Source organism: Nocardia sp. NPDC060249 (genome assembly GCF_042728755.1).
Classification (GTDB): domain Bacteria; phylum Actinomycetota; class Actinomycetes; order Mycobacteriales; family Mycobacteriaceae; genus Nocardia.
Genome location: NZ_JBHXAQ010000001.1, coordinates 803,220 through 821,866, shown reverse-complemented (window position 1 = coordinate 821,866; position 18,647 = coordinate 803,220). Strand labels below are relative to the sequence as shown.

Here is an 18,647-nt window from a genome sequence, read left to right as displayed (position 1 = left end):
ATGTCGCCCCGGGAGTACAGCGACTACGGTCGGCGGGTTGGCACAACCAGCGCCAGGTGCGCCACCTCACCGAGCGCACACGCGGTCATCGATCCAGTCGCGCGTTGAGAATCCGGGCGATCTCGGCCATCGCCTCCGGTTGGGTCATCGCGAGGTGGGTCGCATCGATGTCGACAGTCGATATCTGCCCGCGGACCACCCGCGCCCATCCCTCGTGCCCCACGGCATCGGATTGCCGGTCGCGTGTCGCGGTGAAATAGAGCATGTCGCTGTCCAAGACGGCGGGACGCCACGCACCGGCTGCCCGGATCGCCAGGTTGTAGGCATCGGTCAGACGCTGGATCCGTGCGGCGTCGATACCGAGGCTGCTCCCGAGGTGGCGTTCGATCAGGTCGGCGGCCTCCTCGGCCGTCGCCTCGGAGCTGACGAAATCGACGCCCATGACCGGGCCGAGATTGCTGATCAGCTCGCCGGCCGTGACCGCGCGCAGCTCCGACTCGTCGACACCGCCCGCCTCGGCGTCCAGCAGTGCCAGCAGCGCGACCTGTTCACCGGCGGCGCGCATCTCGACGGCAAGGGCATGGGCGATCGCACCACCCAGTGACCAGCCGAGCAGGTGATAGGGGCCGTGTGGCTGCACCGCGCGGATCTCGTCGAAGTAGCGTGCGGCCATTTCTTCGATCGATGTCGGACCGGGGATCTCGCCGTCGATCTGTGGCGCCTGGATACCGTAGATCGGTCGATCGTCGGAGAGGTAGCGGTCGAGCGTGCGGTAACACCACGACAGGCCCACCGCCGGGTGGATACAGAACAAGGGGGCTCGTTCTCCATCGGTCCGGATCGGCAGCACCGTGCCGAAGCCGGCATCGGTCTCGTCGACGGCGGAACCGGAGTGCATTCTGGATTCGATCCGCTTCGCCAGGTCGGCGGGGCAGGGATCGGACAGCATCCAGCTGATCGGAACCTCGTAGTCGAGTTCCTTGCGCAATTCGCTCACCACTTGCACCGACTTCAGCGAGTTGCCGCCCAAGGCGTAGAAGTCGTCATCCGCGCCCACCCGATCCACGCCGAGCACCGTTCCGAAGGCGCGTGCAACCTCGCCTTCCAGCCAGGACGAGGGCTCTCTGAACTCCGCTACCGCGAGCACCGGTTCCGGCAGCCGCAGCTGATCCAGCTTGCCCGACGTGTGCAGCGGCACCGTGTCGAGCACCATCATCGTGGCGGGCACCATGTAGTCGGGCAGTTTGGTCGCCACGTGCGCCGACACCGCCGCGGTATCGACCGTGGCGCCCGCGGCGGGCACGAGGTAGGCGACGAGGTGCTCCATCACACCGATGGGGCGCACCACCACGATCGCCCGCGCGATGCTGGGATGCTCGGCGAGTACCGCCTCGATTTCGCCGAGTTCGATACGCAGGCCGCGCAGCTTCACCTGGAAATCGGTGCGGCCCAGGTAATCCAGTTCGCCGGTTTCGCGCCAGCGCACCAAGTCGCCGGTGCGGTACAGGCGCCGGCCGTCGGCATAGGGATCGGGCACGAACCGTTCCGCGGTGAGGCCCGGACGGGACTGGTAGCCGCGCGCGAGCTGGTTGCCCGCCAGGTACAGCTCCCCGGCGACGCCGGGCGGTACCGGATGCAACCGGTTGTCGAGGACGTATGCCCGCGTGTTCCATACCGGTGAACCCATCGGCATGTTCCCGCTCTCGGCTTCGGTCACCCGATGCGCGGTCGCGCACACGGTGCACTCGGTCGGCCCGTACAGATTGTGCAACTCGACCCCGGGCACTATTCGCCGGGCCGCGGCCACTGTCTCGGGGCCGAATGCCTCACCACCCACCAGCAGCGTGCGCACCGACTCGAGCGACTCCGCGGGCGCCATGTCGGCGAGCACCGCCAGCATCGACGGCACGAGGGCGGTGAACGTGACCCGCTGGGCAGCAATGGTTTCGGCGAGATAAGCGGGGTCGGTATGCCCGTAGGCCCGCGCGATCATCAGCCGGGCGCCCACCGCCAGTGGCGCGAACAGCTCCCACACCGACATGTCGAACGTCGCCGGGGACTTCTGCAGCACGACGTCGTTCGGCGTCAGCGCGTAGGCCCCGCTGAGCCAGCGTATCTGGTTGACGACCGAAGTATGCGATACCGCAACACCTTTCGGTCGACCGGTCGACCCCGAGGTGAAGATCACGTACGCGACATTGTGCGATCGCAGCGGTGCGAGCCGATCGGCGTCGGTGACCGGCCCGTCCTCGAATCCGGACAGCTCCAGACCGTCGAGCGACGACAGTTCCAGCGCCGGTGCGGCGATGGACAGCATGTAGGCGATACGGTCTGCCGGCAGGTCCGGATCGACCGGCACGTACCCGCCGCCGGCGGCGTGCACCGCGTAGACGGCCACGACCTGGTCCAGCGAACGCCGCATCCGCAGCGCCACCAACGACTCCGGACCCACGCCGCGCGAGATCATCCACCGCGCCAGCCGGTGGACCCGGGACGCGAATTCGGCATAGGTCAGCGTCTGTTCTCCGGCGGTCACCGCGGGCCGATCCGCGTACGCCCGCACGGAGTCGGCGAAGACCGAGGCGAGCGTCTCGTCCGGGCGGAGGCTGTGATCGGTCGCATTCCACTGCGTCAGAACGGTTTCCCGTTCGTCGGCGCCGAGCAGATCCACCTCGCGCACCAGCTGTGCCGAATCGGCCACCAGCGCGCCGAGCATGCGCAGCAGGCGATCGACGATCGCTGTCGCGGTCGTCGCGTCGAAGAGATCACTCGCGTAGATCACCCCGCCGCTGATGCCGGCCGGGTCACCGGCGGAGTCGTAGGAATCGGTCATCGTGATCAGCAGATCGAACAGCGCGATGTCGGTATCGGCCGTCATGGCCGACGCCGAGAGCCCCGGAAGTTCGAACTGGGCCCCGGCGACGTTCTGGAACGCCAGCATCACCTGGAACAGTGGATGGTGGGCGTGCGAGCGCACCGGGTTCAATTCCTGCACCAGCCGCTCGAACGGAACATCGGCGTGCCCGAACGCGGCCAGATCGGTTCCACGCTGGTGTTCGAGCAGCTGGGTGAATGTCATCTCCGGTGTCAACCGGGTCCGCAGCACCAGGGTGTTGACGAACATCCCGACCAGATCGTCGAGTTCGGGCTCGCCGCGTCCCGCGAACGGAGTGCCGATCGCTATGTCGTCGGTATCGGCGAGCCGGGCCAGCGTGGCCGCCAGCGCAGCGTGGAAGACCATGAACAGCGTCGTGTTGTGCGCTCGCGCGACCTGCTGCAATCGCGCATGCAGATCGGCACCGACGGTGATCGGTACGCTCGCGCCCGCATAGGTCTGCACGGGCGGACGCGGTCGGTCGGTCGGCAGGCCCAGCAACACCGGGAGCTCCGCCAATTCGAGTGTCCAGTAGTCGATCTGGGCACGCAGCAGCGATTCTGGATCGTCGTCGGCCCCCAGCACCGTCCGCTGCCAGATCGCGTAGTCGGCGTACTGCACCGGCAGCAGCGGCAAACTCGGCGTCTTCCCGGCCAGGTGAGCCGAGTACGCGGTCATCATGTCCCGAGCCAGCGGGCCGAGCGAGGACCCGTCGCAGGCGATGTGGTGCACCACCACGGCCAGGACCCATTCGTCGCGCCCGAGATCGAACAACCGCACCCGCACCGGCGCGTCGACCGTCACATCGAACACCGTCGAGACGAACGCCGACAACGACTCGGCCAGTTCCGGTTCCGTGAGCGAGGTCACCGTGATCGGCGCACATGCCTGCGCGGCCGGAAGGACGACCTGCGACGGCTCACCCTCGGCATACGGGTAGACGGTCCGCAGTACTTCGTGCCGGTTCAGCACATCCTCGAACGCCGCGCGCAGCGCGTCGAGATCCAGCTGTCCGGACAGCCGGAGCACGATCGGAATGCTGTAGGCGGCCGAGCTGGGCTCGAGCCGGTTCAGGAACCACATCCGCTGCTGTGCGGACGACAGGGGGATTCGCTGCGGCCGCGGCCGCGCGGCCAGCGCTACCCGGCCGGTGTCGGCCTGCGATTCGGCGCACGCGGCCAACCTCGCGACGGTCGGCGCTTCGAAGATCATCGACACCGGGACGGTCACCTCGAGCGCGGCACCGATCCGCGCGGCGACCCGGGTGGCCACCAGGCTGTTGCCACCGAGGTCGAAGAAGTCGTCGTCGGCGCCTACGGGACCGTCGATCCCGAGGACGTCGGCGAAGACGCCTGCCACTATTTCCTCCACCGGTGTCTCCGGCGCCCGGAATCGCTTGGCCTGGACAACGGGTGCGGGCAGGGCCGAGCGGTCGAGCTTTCCGTTCGGCGACAGGGGCATCGCGTCGAGGATCATCACCGCGGCGGGCACCAGATACGACGGCAGCACCTCGACCAACGCCGCACGCAACTGTTCGCCCGAGAGGCTCGCCCCGGTTTCGGGTACCGCGTAGGACACCAATTGCGCCGGGCCGGTGTCCCCCCGCCACGGCACGGTGACCGCGTATGCCACCTGCTCCTGCGCGCTCAGCACCGCGTCGATCTCGCCCAGCTCCACCCGGAAACCACGGATCTTCACCTGGAAGTCGTTGCGCCCCAAGAACTCCAGATCGCCACCGGAATTCCAGCGCACCACATCGCCGGTCCGGTACATGCGGCGTCCCGGTTCCCCGAACGGATGCGCCACGAACCGCGCCGCATCGGTCACCGCCTTGTTCAGGTATCCGCGCGCCAGCGCCGGACCCGCCAGATACAGCTCCCCCGCCACCCCCACCGGGACCGCGTGCAGCCGGGAGTCCAGGACCAGCGCCTGTATCCCCGGCAGCGGGGCACCGATCGTCGGCCGATCATCCGGTCGCAGCGCGCCCGTCTCCGTGGCGAGCATCGTGGCCTCGGTCGGCCCGTACAGCACCCGGAACTTCCGGGCACCCGCGATGTCGGTGCCCGCCCAGCGATGCACCAGATCCGCCGGGACCTCGTCACCACCGGACAGCACCATCCGCAAGTCGTCGAGCCCGGCCGGATCCACCGACGCGAGCGCGGCCGGGGTGATGAAGGCGTGGGTGACCCGCTGCGCGCGCAAGAACCCGGCCAGCTCACCGCCGCCGTAGATCCCCGTCGGCGCCACGATCAACGTCGCGGCCCTGCTGACCGCGATCAGGATCTCCATCAGCGCGGCGTCGAAGGACGGCGACGCGAAATGCAGCACCCTGGACGTGTGCCGGAGCTCGGGGTCGGCGCGCCGCCCCGAGACGAAGTCGGCGATGCCGGAATGCGTGATAGCCACGCCCTTGGGCACTCCCGTGGATCCGGAGGTGAAGACCACGTAGGCGATATCCGAGGCCCGTAGCGGCCGCGTCCGCTCGTCGTCACCGATCGGGCCGCTCGCCGCCGCGTCGATCTGCGCGGCGACGGCCGGGTCGTCGAGCACGATCCAGTCCACCGAATCGGGCAGCTGGGCACGCACCGACGACACCGTAACCCCGAGCGTCGCACCGGAATCCGACACCATCTGCGTGATCCGGCCTTCGGGATAGCCCGGGTCGACCGGCACGTAGGCCGCACCCGACCGCACCACCGCCCACCACGCGACGACGGACTCCGTCGACCGCGCCGCCGCCACCAGCACCGGATGCTCCGGTCCGGCGCCACGGCGGATCAGCACCCTCGCCAGTCGGCTCGATCGTTCGTCCAGTTGCGCGTACGACAGCGTGGCGTCCCCCGCGACGACGGCGATCCCCTCGCCGTTGTCCCGGACGGCCGAGGCGAACACCTCCGGCAGCAATCCGGACGGCTCCAGCGCCCGCACGGTGCGCGCCCCGACCCGCGACGTGAGCGCCGAGCGCTCGTCGGCTTCCAGCCAGTCGATGTCCCCGACCACCACGGCCGGATCGTCGGCGACGGCTTCCAGTACCCGCACCAGCCGCCGGACGATCGCCGCCGCGGTCGCCTCGTCGAACAGATCCCGAGCGTAGGTCAGCATTCCCGACAGACCCTGCGCCACCGCGCCGTTGCCGGTTGAATCGGACAGCGCCAGTTGCAGGTCGAACTGGATCGCCCCGGTGTCCACATCCGCTCGCGCAACGGTGACGTCGGGCAGCGCCACGTCGACCGCCGACACGTTCTGGAACGCCAAGGCCACCTGGAACAACGGGTGCCGAGCCGCCGATCGCTCCGGGTTCAGCTCCTCCACGATCCGCTCGAACGGTACGTCCGCGTGCTCGAACGCCAGCAGGTCCGTCTCCCGGGTACGCCTCAGCAACTCGGCGAACGGCTCGCCCGTGTCCACCCGGGTTCGCAGTGCCAGCGTGTTCACGAACATCCCCACCAGATCGTCCAGACCCGGCTCGCTCCGTCCCGCGACCGGGGTGCCGATCACGATGTCGTCGCTGGCACTGAGCCGCCCCAGTACCGTTGCCAGCGCGGCATGCATCACCATGAACAGCGACGACCCCCTCGACGCTGCCAGCGCGACCAGCCGCTCGTGCAGCCTCGCGTCGATCTCCACCGGTACCCGGCCGCCCGACAGCGACGAGACGGCCGGACGTGGGCGGTCCGCCGGTAGTTCCAGCCGGTCCGGTGCGCCCGCGAGCGTCGAGCGCCAGAACTCCAACTGCTCCGACATCAACGACGCCGGATCGTCCGCGGCCCCCAGCATCTGCCGTTGCCACCACGCGAAGTCCGCGTACTGCACCGCCAGCGGCTCCCACTGCGGGGTCTGACCGGCCCGTCGCGCGGCATAGGCCACCATCACGTCACGGGCCAGTGGCCCCATCGACTGACCATCGCCGGCGATGTGATGGACCACCAGCACCAGCAGGAATTCTCCTGTGTCACTGTCGCCCTCGGCGCCCAGCTCGAACAAGCCCACGCGCATCGGCGCTCGGGCGGTCACATCGAATCCACGCCGCACGAACTCGCCCACCACATCCGGGACCGATTCCGCAGGCACTCGCACCGGCGCCACCGGCACCACGTGTTCGTCGAGAACGACCTGCCGCGCTTCACCGTCCGCTTCCGGATAGATCGTGCGCAACACCTCGTGCCGTCCGACCACATCGGTGAGCGCGGCGCCCAGCGCTTCGGTGTCCAGCCGTCCGGACAACCGCAGCATCACCGGAATGTTGTGCACCGCGGAGTCCGGCTCCAAGCGGTTCAGGAACCACATCCGCTGCTGTGCCAGCGACAGCGGCACGGAGTCGGGGTGCACGCCCGGCAGCAGCGGCAACCTGCCCCCACCGCGGGCCGCCGCTGCCAGCCCGGCCAGTCCGCCGACGGTCGGCGCCTCGAAGACCGACCGCACCGGCACGCGCGCGCCCAGGGCCGCGCCGATGCGCGCCACCACCATCGAGGCGCTCAGCGAATCACCGCCCAGCGCGAAGAAGTCGTCGTCGACTCCGACCCGGTCCACGTCGAGCACCTGCTCGAAGGTCCGCGCGACCAACTCTTCCACCCCGGGCGAGGGCGCCCGGAATTCTCGCGTGACAGCGACCGGCTCGGGCAACCGCTCGCGATCCAGCTTCCCGTTGACGGTCAGCGGCACCTCGTCGAGCACCATCACCGCGGACGGCACCGTGTGCCGGGGTAGCGCGTCGGCCAGTGCCGCGCGCAATTCCTCGCCCGACACCTCCGTCCCGGGCGTGGGCACGACATAGGACACCAGCAGCACCGGTCGATCGCCGTCGCGGCGCGGCACCGTGACCGCGTACGCCACATCCGCTCGCGCGTCGAGCACCGCGTCGATCTCCCCCAGCTCGATCCTGGTGCCGTGGACCTTCACCTGGAAATCGTTGCGCCCCAAGAACTCCCACTCGCCATCGGCGCTGCGGCGCACCACGTCACCGGTGCGGTACATGCGCTGACCCGGCTCCGCGAACGGGCTCGCGACGAACCGCGCCGCGGTCAACCCCATCCTGGCGGCGTACCCGTCGGCCAGGCCGGCGCCGATCAGGTACAGCTCGCCCACGACGCCGTCCGGCACAGGCCGCAACCAGGTATCCAGGACGACGACCGCGACCGGGCCGACCGGCCTGCCGATCGTGATCGCGGCATCGGCCGCCAGCGCGTCGCTGGCGGTAGCCCAGATCGTGCTTTCGCTCGGCCCGTACAGATTGACCATCGTGCGATGCGGCGCCCACCGATCGACCAGTTCCGGCCCGACCGGCTCACCGGCTGTCGCCAGCACGCGCAGCCCCTCTAGACCGTCGCACGAGACGGTCGCCAGCGCCGAGGGAGTGATCACCGCATGCGAAACCTGTTCGCGCCCGATCAGATCCGCCAGCTCGGGTCCGGCGTAGACATCGGCAGGCGAGACGACCAGCCGGCCGCCCGAGCCGTGCGCCATCAGCAATTCGAACACCGAGGCGTCGAAGCTGGGCGAGGCGACCTGCAGCACCACCGACGCCGGGTCGACGCCGAGTATCCGCCGTTGCGCCGCGACGATGTCGGCCAGGCCGCGATGGCTGACGAGTACGCCCTTGGGCACACCGGTCGACCCGGAGGTGTAGCTCACGTACACGGTCTGGTCGCGCCGAATCGGTCCGCCGCGCTCGGCATCGGTGATCGGCACAGCGGGAACCGAGTCCACCGCGCCGAGCATCCGGTCCTGGTCCAGGATCAGCCAGTCGACGCCGTCGGGGCGATGCTTGCCGGCGGATGATGTGTCGGTCAGCGCGAGCACGGTTTTCGAATCCGACAGCAGAAATTCGATCCGGTCCGCCGGCAGCGTCGGATCTATCGGCAGGAACGCGGCACCGGTCTTCGCCACGGCCCACAGGGTGACCGTCGCCGCCAGGGATCGCGGAAGCACAGCGGCCACGACCTGTCCCCGCCGGGCACCGTGGCCGAGCAGGACCCGGGCCAGCCGGGTGGATCGCTCGTCGAGCTGCCGGTATGTCATGGCGGTCGCACCGCATCGCACGGCGATCGCGTCGGGTTCGGCGGCAGCACCGGCGGCCAGTATGCGGTCCAGCGTGTCCGGGATCGCCGGTTGCGCATCCGAAGCCGGCCACGTCGGTCCCGGTTCCTCGTCGAGCGGCAGCTCGCCCAGCCGAATGTCGGCGTTCGCGGCGATCCGGCCGAGCAACGCGACGAAGCGGTCGAGGATCCGGCGTGCCGCCGCGGTGTCGACTGCGCGGTCGTGGAATCGGAGGGTGACCCGCAGTCCCTGCGCATCGCCGTGCTCGGACTGTGTCGGTTCCACGACCAGGCTCAGCGGGTACGGCGTCGCGTCGATACCGCTGAGTTCGTCCACCCGCAGACCCGCCGAATCGACGAGTTGCTGCAGAGCCGTCCGATCGACGGGGAACGACTGGAAGGTGATGGCGGTGTCGAAGAGTTCGGGCAGGCCGACGCTGCGGTGAATCTCGGGCAGGCCGATATGGTGATGATCGAGCATGCGGGCGTGCCGTGCCTGAATGCCGGTCAGCAAATCGCGCACCGTCATGCTGGGTTCGAGTGGGACCCGCACGGGAATCGTGGTCAGGAACATGCCGAGCGTCTGGTCGACCAGCGGCAACTCCGGTGGCCGTCCCGATACCGCGGATCCGAAGATCACATCGGTCTCGCCGGTCAGGACGCGCAGATTCAGGGCCCAGGCCGCGGCGACCGCCGTGTTGATGGTGACGGCCGCCTCCGCCGCCACCCGACGCAGTTCGCCGAAACGATCTGCCGTCAGCTCGGCACCGACCTCGGCGGCGGAAACCGAACCCGCCGCGCCCCCGTCGCGCGAGACCCGGGTGGGTGCCTCGACATCCGAGAAGGCTTGCGCCCATGCCGCCTTGGACGCGGCACTGTCCTGCCGCCCCAGCCAGGACAGATAGTCACGGTAGGAGGGAGCGGGTCCGGCGGCGTCGATATGGGCGGGAGAACCGTAGTAGTCGAGCAGTTCTCGCATCAGCAGCGGCATCGACCAGCCGTCCAGGATCACATGGTGATTCGTGACGAGCAGCCGGAAGGACCCCGCGTCGAGACGGATCAGCGTCAAGCGCAGGAGCGGCGGAGCCGACAGATCGAATCCCGCCGCCGCGTCCGCCGCGGCAATAGCTCCCGGGTCGGTCGGGGACTGCCCATTGCCGGTCACGGCGAGATCGATCTCCCGGAACGCGATCTCGGCGTGGTCCAGCACGATCTGGCGCGGCCCGGCCGCGGTCTCCACAAACGCGGCGCGCAGGATATCGTGCCGGTCGACCACGGCCTGAGCGGCACGGCGCAGGCGCGCACCGTCGACCGCGCCGGAGAATCCGATCATCGTCTGGACGGTGTAGGTGTCCCCGGCAGCCGGGTCGAACGTCGAATGGAAATGCACCCCGGACTGCATGGGCGACAACGGCCATACGTCGGACAGGCCGTGGTACTGCTGCTCGAGCCGGGCGATATCGGGTGGGGTGAGCGTGACGAGCGGAGAATCCGAGGCGGGGTCCGCCGCCGCAGGCGCCTCGCCGCCGGCCATCGCGGCCAGGGCGGCAACGGTCTTGCCTTCGAAGACATCTCGCGGCGTGAGCGTGAGCCCGGCGGCCCGCGCCAGCGCCACCAGTCGCATCGAGACGATGCTGTCCCCGCCGAGCGCGAAGAAGTTGCTGTCGGCGGACACGCTGTCGAGATGGAGCACCTCGGCGAACAGCTTCGCCACCACCTGTTCGGTCTGCGTCGACGGCGCTCTGCCGCCCGCGGCGCCGGACTCGAAGGCCCGCTGCCGCAAGGCTTTCCGATCGAGTTTTCCCGTAGGCGTGCGCGGCATCTCCTCGAGCTGCACGATCGCCGCGGGATTCATATACCGCGGCAGCGTGCCCGAGAGATCGTCGCCGAGTGCCGCCACATCTACCGCGGCGCCCGAGGGGGACACGAAGTAGGACACCAGAATCGGTTCGTCGGCAGGCCCCTTGACCACGACGGTGGCGACGCTCGCCACATCCGGGTGCCGAGCCAGGTGGGCATCGATTTCCCCTGGCTCGATCCGCAGGCCGTGAATCTTGACCTGCTGATCACAGCGGCCCAGATATTCCAGTGCCGGTCCGGCGTGTCCGCGGACCCAGCGCACGGAATCACCGGTGCGGTAGATCCGCTCACCGCGGGTGGATCGCGGATCCGCCACGAAGCGTGCCGCGGTCACGCCCGGTCGGTCGATGTATCCGCGGGCAAGTCCGGGCCCACCGAGATAGAGCTCGCCCGCGACACCGACCGGCACCGGTCGCAGCCACGTGTCGAGAACCATCGCGGACGCGCCAGGGATCGGGGCGCCGATCGTCACCAGCTCGCCGGGTACGAGAGCGTCCGAGCCCGTCGCCCAGATCGTGCACTCGGTGGGTCCGTAGTGATTCATCAGCCGTCGCCCATGGGCCCACCGGTTCACGGTGTCCGGCTCGGTCGCTTCGCCGACGACCGCGAGCGAGGTCAACGACGGCGTCCGGGACGGATCCATGGTTTTCAGCACCGACGGGGTGATGATCGCGTGCGACACGTGCTGCGCACGAAGCAATTCCTCGAGGTCGGTCCCGGCGTACACCTCCGGCGGCGCCACCACGAGCGCGGCGCCGCTGCCGTGCGCCAACAGCAACTCCGACAGGCAGGCGTCGAAACCCGGCGACGCGACCTGCAACACCACCGAATCCGGACCGGCGCCGAAGGCATCGGTATGCGCCGAGACGAGTCCGGCCAGGCCGCGGTGGCTGAGGTGCACCGCCTTCGGCTTGCCGGTCGATCCCGACGTATAGATCACGTATGCCGCGTTGTCGGCCGACAGCCGATCGGCCCCTGCCGAGAAACCGGCCGGAGGTGGCAGACCCTCGTCGGCGTCCGACGCCGAAGCATCCAGAATCACCCAGTCGACAGTTTCCGGAAGACGCAGCGCGACATCGCTGGTCGTCACGCCCAGACGGGTCCGGGAGTCGGCCAGCAACTCCGCGATCCGCGCGTCGGGATTGCCCGGATCCAGCGGCAGGAAGGCGGCGCCGGTCTTCGCCACCGCCCAGATCGCGACCATCAGTTCGGCCGAACGGGGAACGGCCAACGCGACGATCGACTCGGCGCGAGCGCCATGGCGGGCCAGCAGCTGGGCGAACCTGTCGGCGCGGCGCTCCAGCTCACGATAGGTCCACGTGGTGTCACCGCACCGCACGGCCACGGCATCCGGATACGTCCGCGCGGTCCCCCACAGGATGTCGCGCAGCACGCGCTCGTCGGCGGCGGGTTCCTCGCTGCCGACCGAAAGCAGTTCCGCGCGTTCGGAATCCCAGCAGGCGGAGATCGCGGCGACCTTCCGGTCGGGATGTCCGACGATCTGGGTGAGAAGCAGCTCGAAGCGTTCGAGCAGGGTGCGGACCTCGTCCGCATCGAATCGGTCGGTGGCGAATTTCAGCGCCACCATGTAGGTGGCGGGCTCGTCGGCGGCGTCCGATGGCCGGTCGCGCCGCGGCCTCGGCGGGGACACCTGCAGACTCAGCGGATACGGCGTGGCATCGTGTGCGTCGATGTCGACGAACCGCAAGCCGGCGTCGGAGAGATTGCCCGCCAGCAGTTCCCGGTCGAGCGGATAGGACTCGAGCACAGTCGCGGTGTCGAACATATCGGTGATTCCGGTGGCCCGTTGCAGCTCCGCCAAGCCGATGTACTGGTGATCCAGCATGGCGGCCTGCTCGGACTGCACGCGGACGAGCAGATCGCCGGCGGTTTCGCCGGCGTCGAGGCGGACCCGGACGGGTAACGTGTTGACGAGCAGCCCGACCATGCGCTCGATATCCGGAATCTGCGGCGGGCGGTGCGCGATCGTGTTGCCGAACACCACGTCCGACCGTCCGGTCAGCGCGGCCACCAGCAATGCCCACGCCACCTGCAGGGCCGTGTTGGCAGTGACGCCGTGCGTGCGGCCCAGATCGAGAAGCGCGGCGGTGGTCGCAGCATCCAGGTTCAGGCCGACTTCACCGGCGTGCGCGGTGACGGACCGATCCGGACCGGCGGTGACCCGCGTCGGACCGTCGATTCCGGCGAGCGCCTGCTGCCACGCGGCGATTGCGGCGTCGCGGTCCTGAGCCTGCAGCCACTGCAGATACTCACGGTACGACCGCGGGGGCGCGAGCTCGGCGGTATCGCCGTCGGACGCGTACAACGAGAGCAACTCGTGGATCAGCAGCGGCATCGACCAGCCGTCGAGCACGAGGTGGTGGTTGGTGACCAGCAACTGGAAGTCATCGGCGCCGGTGCGCACGAGATGAAAACGCACCAGCGGCGGGCGGGCCGGGTCGAACGGAGCCGCGGCCGCCGTCGCGAGTCGCCGAAGTTCTTGCCCCCGCTGCCCGGCATCGCTGATATCGGTGATACTCGACTCGCCCCAATCGACCCCGGCCTCGCGCAGGACGATCTGTCGTGGCCCGTCGGCACTACCCACGAAGGCGGTCCGCAGGCTGTCGTGCCGGTCGAGGAGCACCTGCGCGGCCCGCCGCATCCGCGCCCCGTCCACCTGCCCGGCGAGGGTCAGCCCGACCTGCACGATGTAGCCGTCGTCGCCGTCCCGGTCGTAGACGGTGTGGAACAGCAGCCCGGACTGCAACGCGGTGAGCGGCCAGACATCGATCATCGACGGGTACTCCGCCAGCCAGTGGTCGACATCGTCCTGCGACAGGGCGGCGAGCGGGAAGTCGGAGGGCGTGAAGCCGTAGCCGGTGTCGGAGCGGACGTGATCGGCGAGTGCTCCCAGGGCGCGAGCCCACAGCCCGGTGAGCTCGTCGACCTCCTCGCTGCCCACTATCTGCGAGGCGAACTCCCAGGTCACGTCGAGTTCGAGCCCGTCGCTGCCTTCCTCGGCGATCGCGTTGACATCGAGCACGGCCGGCAGCGTCATCCCCGGGTCGCTCGTCGCGGTCAGTGCGGTGAACTCGGTGGTGGGTGCCCAGGGCATCGAGCGCTCACCGCCACTCACCCGCCCGAGATAGTTGAAACTGATCTGAGGTTCGGGCAGGTCCGCGAGTTCGGCACTGCCCTGGGAATCGAGATGTCGCAGCACCTGGTAGCCGATGCCGTTGCCCGGCACCGCGCGTAACTGCTCCTTCACCTGCTTGATCGCCCGGCCCGCACTCAGGCCGCCGGCCAGCGCATCATCGAGATCGACATCGTCCCACTCGATCCGGACCGGGAAGCGGGTGGTGAACCAGCCCACGGTGCCGCTGAGATCAGCGCCGGGCACGGCCCGCTCCTCGCGGCCGTGCCCCTCCAGCGAGATCAGCTCACCGGCACTCGCTGCCGTACCGCGCCTGCGTCGCCACTCACCCAGTGCCAGTGCCAGGGCGGCGAGCAGCGGATCGTTGGCGCTGCAGTGGAAGCGGTCCGGAATGGTGGTGAGAACCGCCTCGGTGACCGCTGCCGGGATGCGCTGATGGACCCGGCCCGCCGTGGCCCCGACGTCGCGATCGGCGATCAGACGGCGCGATCCGAGAAGCTGATCACCTCGCGCGAGGACATCTTTCCACCGGTCGAGCTCCGCGGGCCGCGTGCCCGGCGCCCGCTCGGCCAGGCCGTGTGCCCACCGCCGGAACGAGGTGGTGACCGTGCCGAAACGCGGTTCGCCACCGTCGCGGATCTGCGACCAGGCCTGTGCGAGGTCGGCGAGGATGATGCGCCACGAGACCACGTCGACGGCCAGATGGTGGATCACCAGCCACAGCAGGTCTGGTCCCGAGCCGTTGCCATCCTGCATCCAGACGGCTTGCACGAGCACACCCTTGCCCGGGTCCAACCGATCCGCGGCCTTCTGCAGGTGCAGGTCGACTTCGGCGGCGTCACGTCGCTCGAGCCGAATATCGACGAGCGCGGCGTCCGGGTCGACCGATTCGGGTTCGAGTACCTCGACGTAGCGGTCAGCCGCATCGCCGTGCAATACCGCGCGCAGCATGTCGTGGCGGTTCAGCAGGGATCCCACGGCGCGCACGAGGCCCGCTCGATCGACCCCGTCGGGGAGCTGCACGAGCGCGGCCTGCGCGAATCGGTCGTAGTGACCCCGATCGAGCATCGCGCACATGATCGGCGTCAACGGCATCGGTCCTACGCCGCCGCCGGGCAACTCGTCCAGCTCGGGGGTATCGCTGGCTTGCGTCGCCGTGGCCGCCAGGCCCGCGACGGTCTTGTGCACGAACACGTCCTGTGTGGTGAAACTCAGGCCGTCGGCCTTGGCCCGCGCCACCAGCTGGATCGACAGGATGCTGTCGCCGCCCAGGGCGAAGAAGCTGTCGTCCGCGCCGACCAGAGGCACGCCGAGCACCTCGGAGAACAGCCTGGCGACCGCCTTCTCCCGGGCGGTGGCCGGCGCCCGGCCGACGGGCGCGGTCCCGAATTCCGGCTTCGGCAGCGCGCTGCGATCGAGTTTGCCGAAGGCGTTCACCGGGAGGCTGTCCAACACGAGGATCACCGCCGGGACCATATGCGGCGGCAGCGCATCAACGGCGAAGCGCTGGAGCTCGGGCAGTTCGATCCGACGGCCGCCGACCGGGACCACATACGACGCCAGCACGGTCGTCCCCGCGTTGTTGCGCACCGGCACCGTCACGGAAAGGTCCACGTCCTCGTGGGTGGTGAGCACGGCGTCGATCTCGCCCGGTTCGATCCGGTATCCACGGATCTTGACCTGGAAGTCGCTGCGCCCCGTCAATTCCAGCGTCATATCGGCGTTGTCGCCGGTCCAGCGTGCGATGTCGCCGGTGCGGTACATCCGCTCGCCGGCGTCACCGTACGGGTCCGCGACGAAGCGGGCGGCGGTTTCGACGAACAGATGGCTGTATCCGCGGGCCAGTCCCGGCCCGGCGAGGTACAGCTCACCCACGGTGCCCTTGGGCACCGCTTGCAGCGTTCGGTCCAGCACCATCGCCGAGACGCCGCGAATGGGGCCACCGACCAGGTTGGCGTGGTCGGGTCTGAGCGAGGCGCCGACGGCGGTCACGGTGGCCTCGGTGGGACCGTATTCGTTGTACATCGACAACGCCGGTGTCCACCGCTCGATCACGTGCGGTGGACACACGTCGCCGCCGACCACGAGCACGCGCAAGTCGCTCGCCGAATGCGGGTCCACGGTTGCCAGCATCGTGGGCGTCAGCGTCAGGTGGGTCACGTGCTCGTCGGCCAGCAGTCGCGTGAGCGGCTCGCCGCCGGTCACCTCGGGCGGCACGATCACCAGCGTGGATCCGCTCGCGAAGCAGGTCAGAAACTGTTCCATGGAGGCATCAAAACTGGGCGAGAGGGCGTAGGACACCCGGGAGGTCGTGTCGATGCCGTAGGTGGCCGCGCGGTCGGCAACCAGGTTCGCGAGGCCGGTGTGGGTGACCTGGACGCCTTTCGGCGCTCCGGTGGATCCCGAGGTGTAGGTGATATAGGCGGTATTGGACGGCCGTAGTGGACGGATACGGTCGTAGTCGGAGATCGGGTCGCTCGCGGCGCCGCCTTCTGACCGGGTCGCGGGATCATCGAGCACCACACAGCGCATCGCCGACGGAAGCAGCCCGCGTAAGTTGTCGATCGTGATCGCCACGGTCGCGCCGCTGTCGGCGACCATATGGTCGATCCGCTTGCGCGGGTACTCGGGGGCCAACTGGACAAACGCGGCCCCACATTTCGCGACCGCCCATGTCGCCACGACAGATTCGACCGAGCGTCGCAGCATGATCGCCACGGCCGTGTCCGGCCCACAACCCAGCGCGATGAGATGGCGGGCCAGCTGGGAGGATCTGGCGTCCAGCTCGCCGTACGTCATCGTCTGCCCGGCCGACATGATCGCGCTCGCGCGATGATTCCGGCGCGCGCTCTCGGTCAGAATGTCGGGAAGCAGCCGTGTTTCCACCCCGCTCGGCCCCTGCACCCGCGGCAGCGCGGACCGCTCCTCGACGTCGAGCAGCGACAGGCTGTTGACCGGGCATCCCGCTCCCCCGTCGAGGAATTCGTGCAGGAACATGCGGAACCGCCGGTGGTGACCGGCGAGCTCGTCCTGGCTGTAGGCGTTCGGATTTCCCTGGAAGTCGATGTGCGTACTGTCCTTGCCCGCACCCGGGTAGATATTGACGAAGAGGTCGGCGGTAGGGCCCGATGTGAGGACGTTGAGGCGGCCCGTCGTGTTGCCGAGCACGACCTCGTTCTCGATCATCATCAGGTTCACGGCCGGCCCGAAGGAGGCGGCCTCGTCGCGCGCGATCCCCATATCGTGGAATATGTCCTCTTGGCGGTAGCGCTGGCGGCGCAGCGCACTGGTCAACTCACTTTGCACAGCGGCGATCAGCTCACCGACGCTGCGCCCGGCGACCCGCACCCGCAGCGGGACCACATTGGCCACCATCCCCCCGGAACGGCGCAGCACGGCAGAGTGCCTGCCCGACACCGGCAGGCTCAGCATGACTTCATCGCTTCCGGTCATCCGCGCGAGATAGGCGGCGAACGCCGCGACGATGATCGGCGCCACGCTCTGACCGTGTTCGAGCGCGACGCTGTCGAGCAGACGTGCGGTGACGTCAGGCAGTTCTGTGCTGACCAGCGCCGGGTGAATGGTCGGCTTACCGACGCGACCGGCCAGGCTGACGGCGGGCGGCGCGCCGGCCAGGTGCTCCAGCCAGTATCTGCGGTCGTTGTCGAAACGCGTCGAACCCCGGTACGCCAGATCCTGCTCGACGATGACCCCCAGGTCCTGCGCCGCGCACGATGCCGGTTCCTCGGATTTCACCCAAGCGTTGTACAGCTCGGTCATCCGGTGCAGCATCGTTACCGCGGCGAATCCGTCGAGCGCGATGTGGTGCGCGCGCTGGTACCACAGGAAGTGATCCTCGCCGACCTGGAACACGATGCTCGTGACGAGGGCGTCGTTCAGCACGTCCAGCGGAGCGGAGTAATCCTGAGTCATCATGGTGCGCGCCGTCGCCACCGGGTCGGCGTGATGGCGCAAGTCCATGACCGACACCGGAGCTCCACGGTCGTCGTCGACGAACTGACGTGGCTCTCCGTCGACCTCGATCAGCCGGGTATGTCCGGATCCGAACTCCCGACTGGCGGTTCTGCAGGCTTCGGCGAGCAGTTCGGCGTCCACCTCGCCCACGATCTCGACATATTGGGCCACCGAAATCGGTGACGATTCCGTGAGGTGCTGGGCAAACCAGATCCCCCGCTGGGCCGCAGTCAGCGGAAAAAGATCGAATGGCGGGTGTCCATTGCCGTGGGAGCCGGCGCCGGAGCCGTTGCCCGAATCCACGTTTCGGGAAGAACGGAATGACCCGATTTCCAGCCACTTCGACCCGCCCGGACTCTCATCGATGCGACTCGTTCGGCCCATTTCGACCTCCCTTGATAACGCTCGTTTCAAGACGTCGATTATATAGCCGTAAAGTTGCCCGATCCCCTTGCTGGAACCTTTCAACATGGTCACGAAGACTGGTTCGGAGGTTTAGAAAGTCGCATCCAGGCAGATCGGACACTCGACCCCGCGGACGAGTTCATGGCGTTCTCGCCGGTGGGCCATCTCGGCCGTCCGCCCATCGCGAGGTCGCCCGCAGGGCATGGATCAGATACCGAATTCAGCACGATTCAGAATCGATTCATGAATGTGCCACAGACCCTTGCCGCGCAGCCGGGATCGCTATACCGTGTCGTGGGGGCTGCGGGAACACGAGCGAACGGTCCAAACCTGCATACCGGCG

General features: G+C 68.7%; 1 protein-coding gene. It reads right to left on the bottom strand.

The features are described from left to right. Positions 1 to 85: 85 nt before the first annotated feature. The gene (locus ACFWFP_RS03595; protein WP_379293746.1) at positions 86 to 18,370 is read right to left on the bottom strand and encodes an amino acid adenylation domain-containing protein; all 18,285 of its coding nucleotides are present in this window, start codon (positions 18,368 to 18,370) and stop codon (positions 86 to 88) included. Between the last annotated feature and the right edge of the window lie 277 nt (positions 18,371 to 18,647).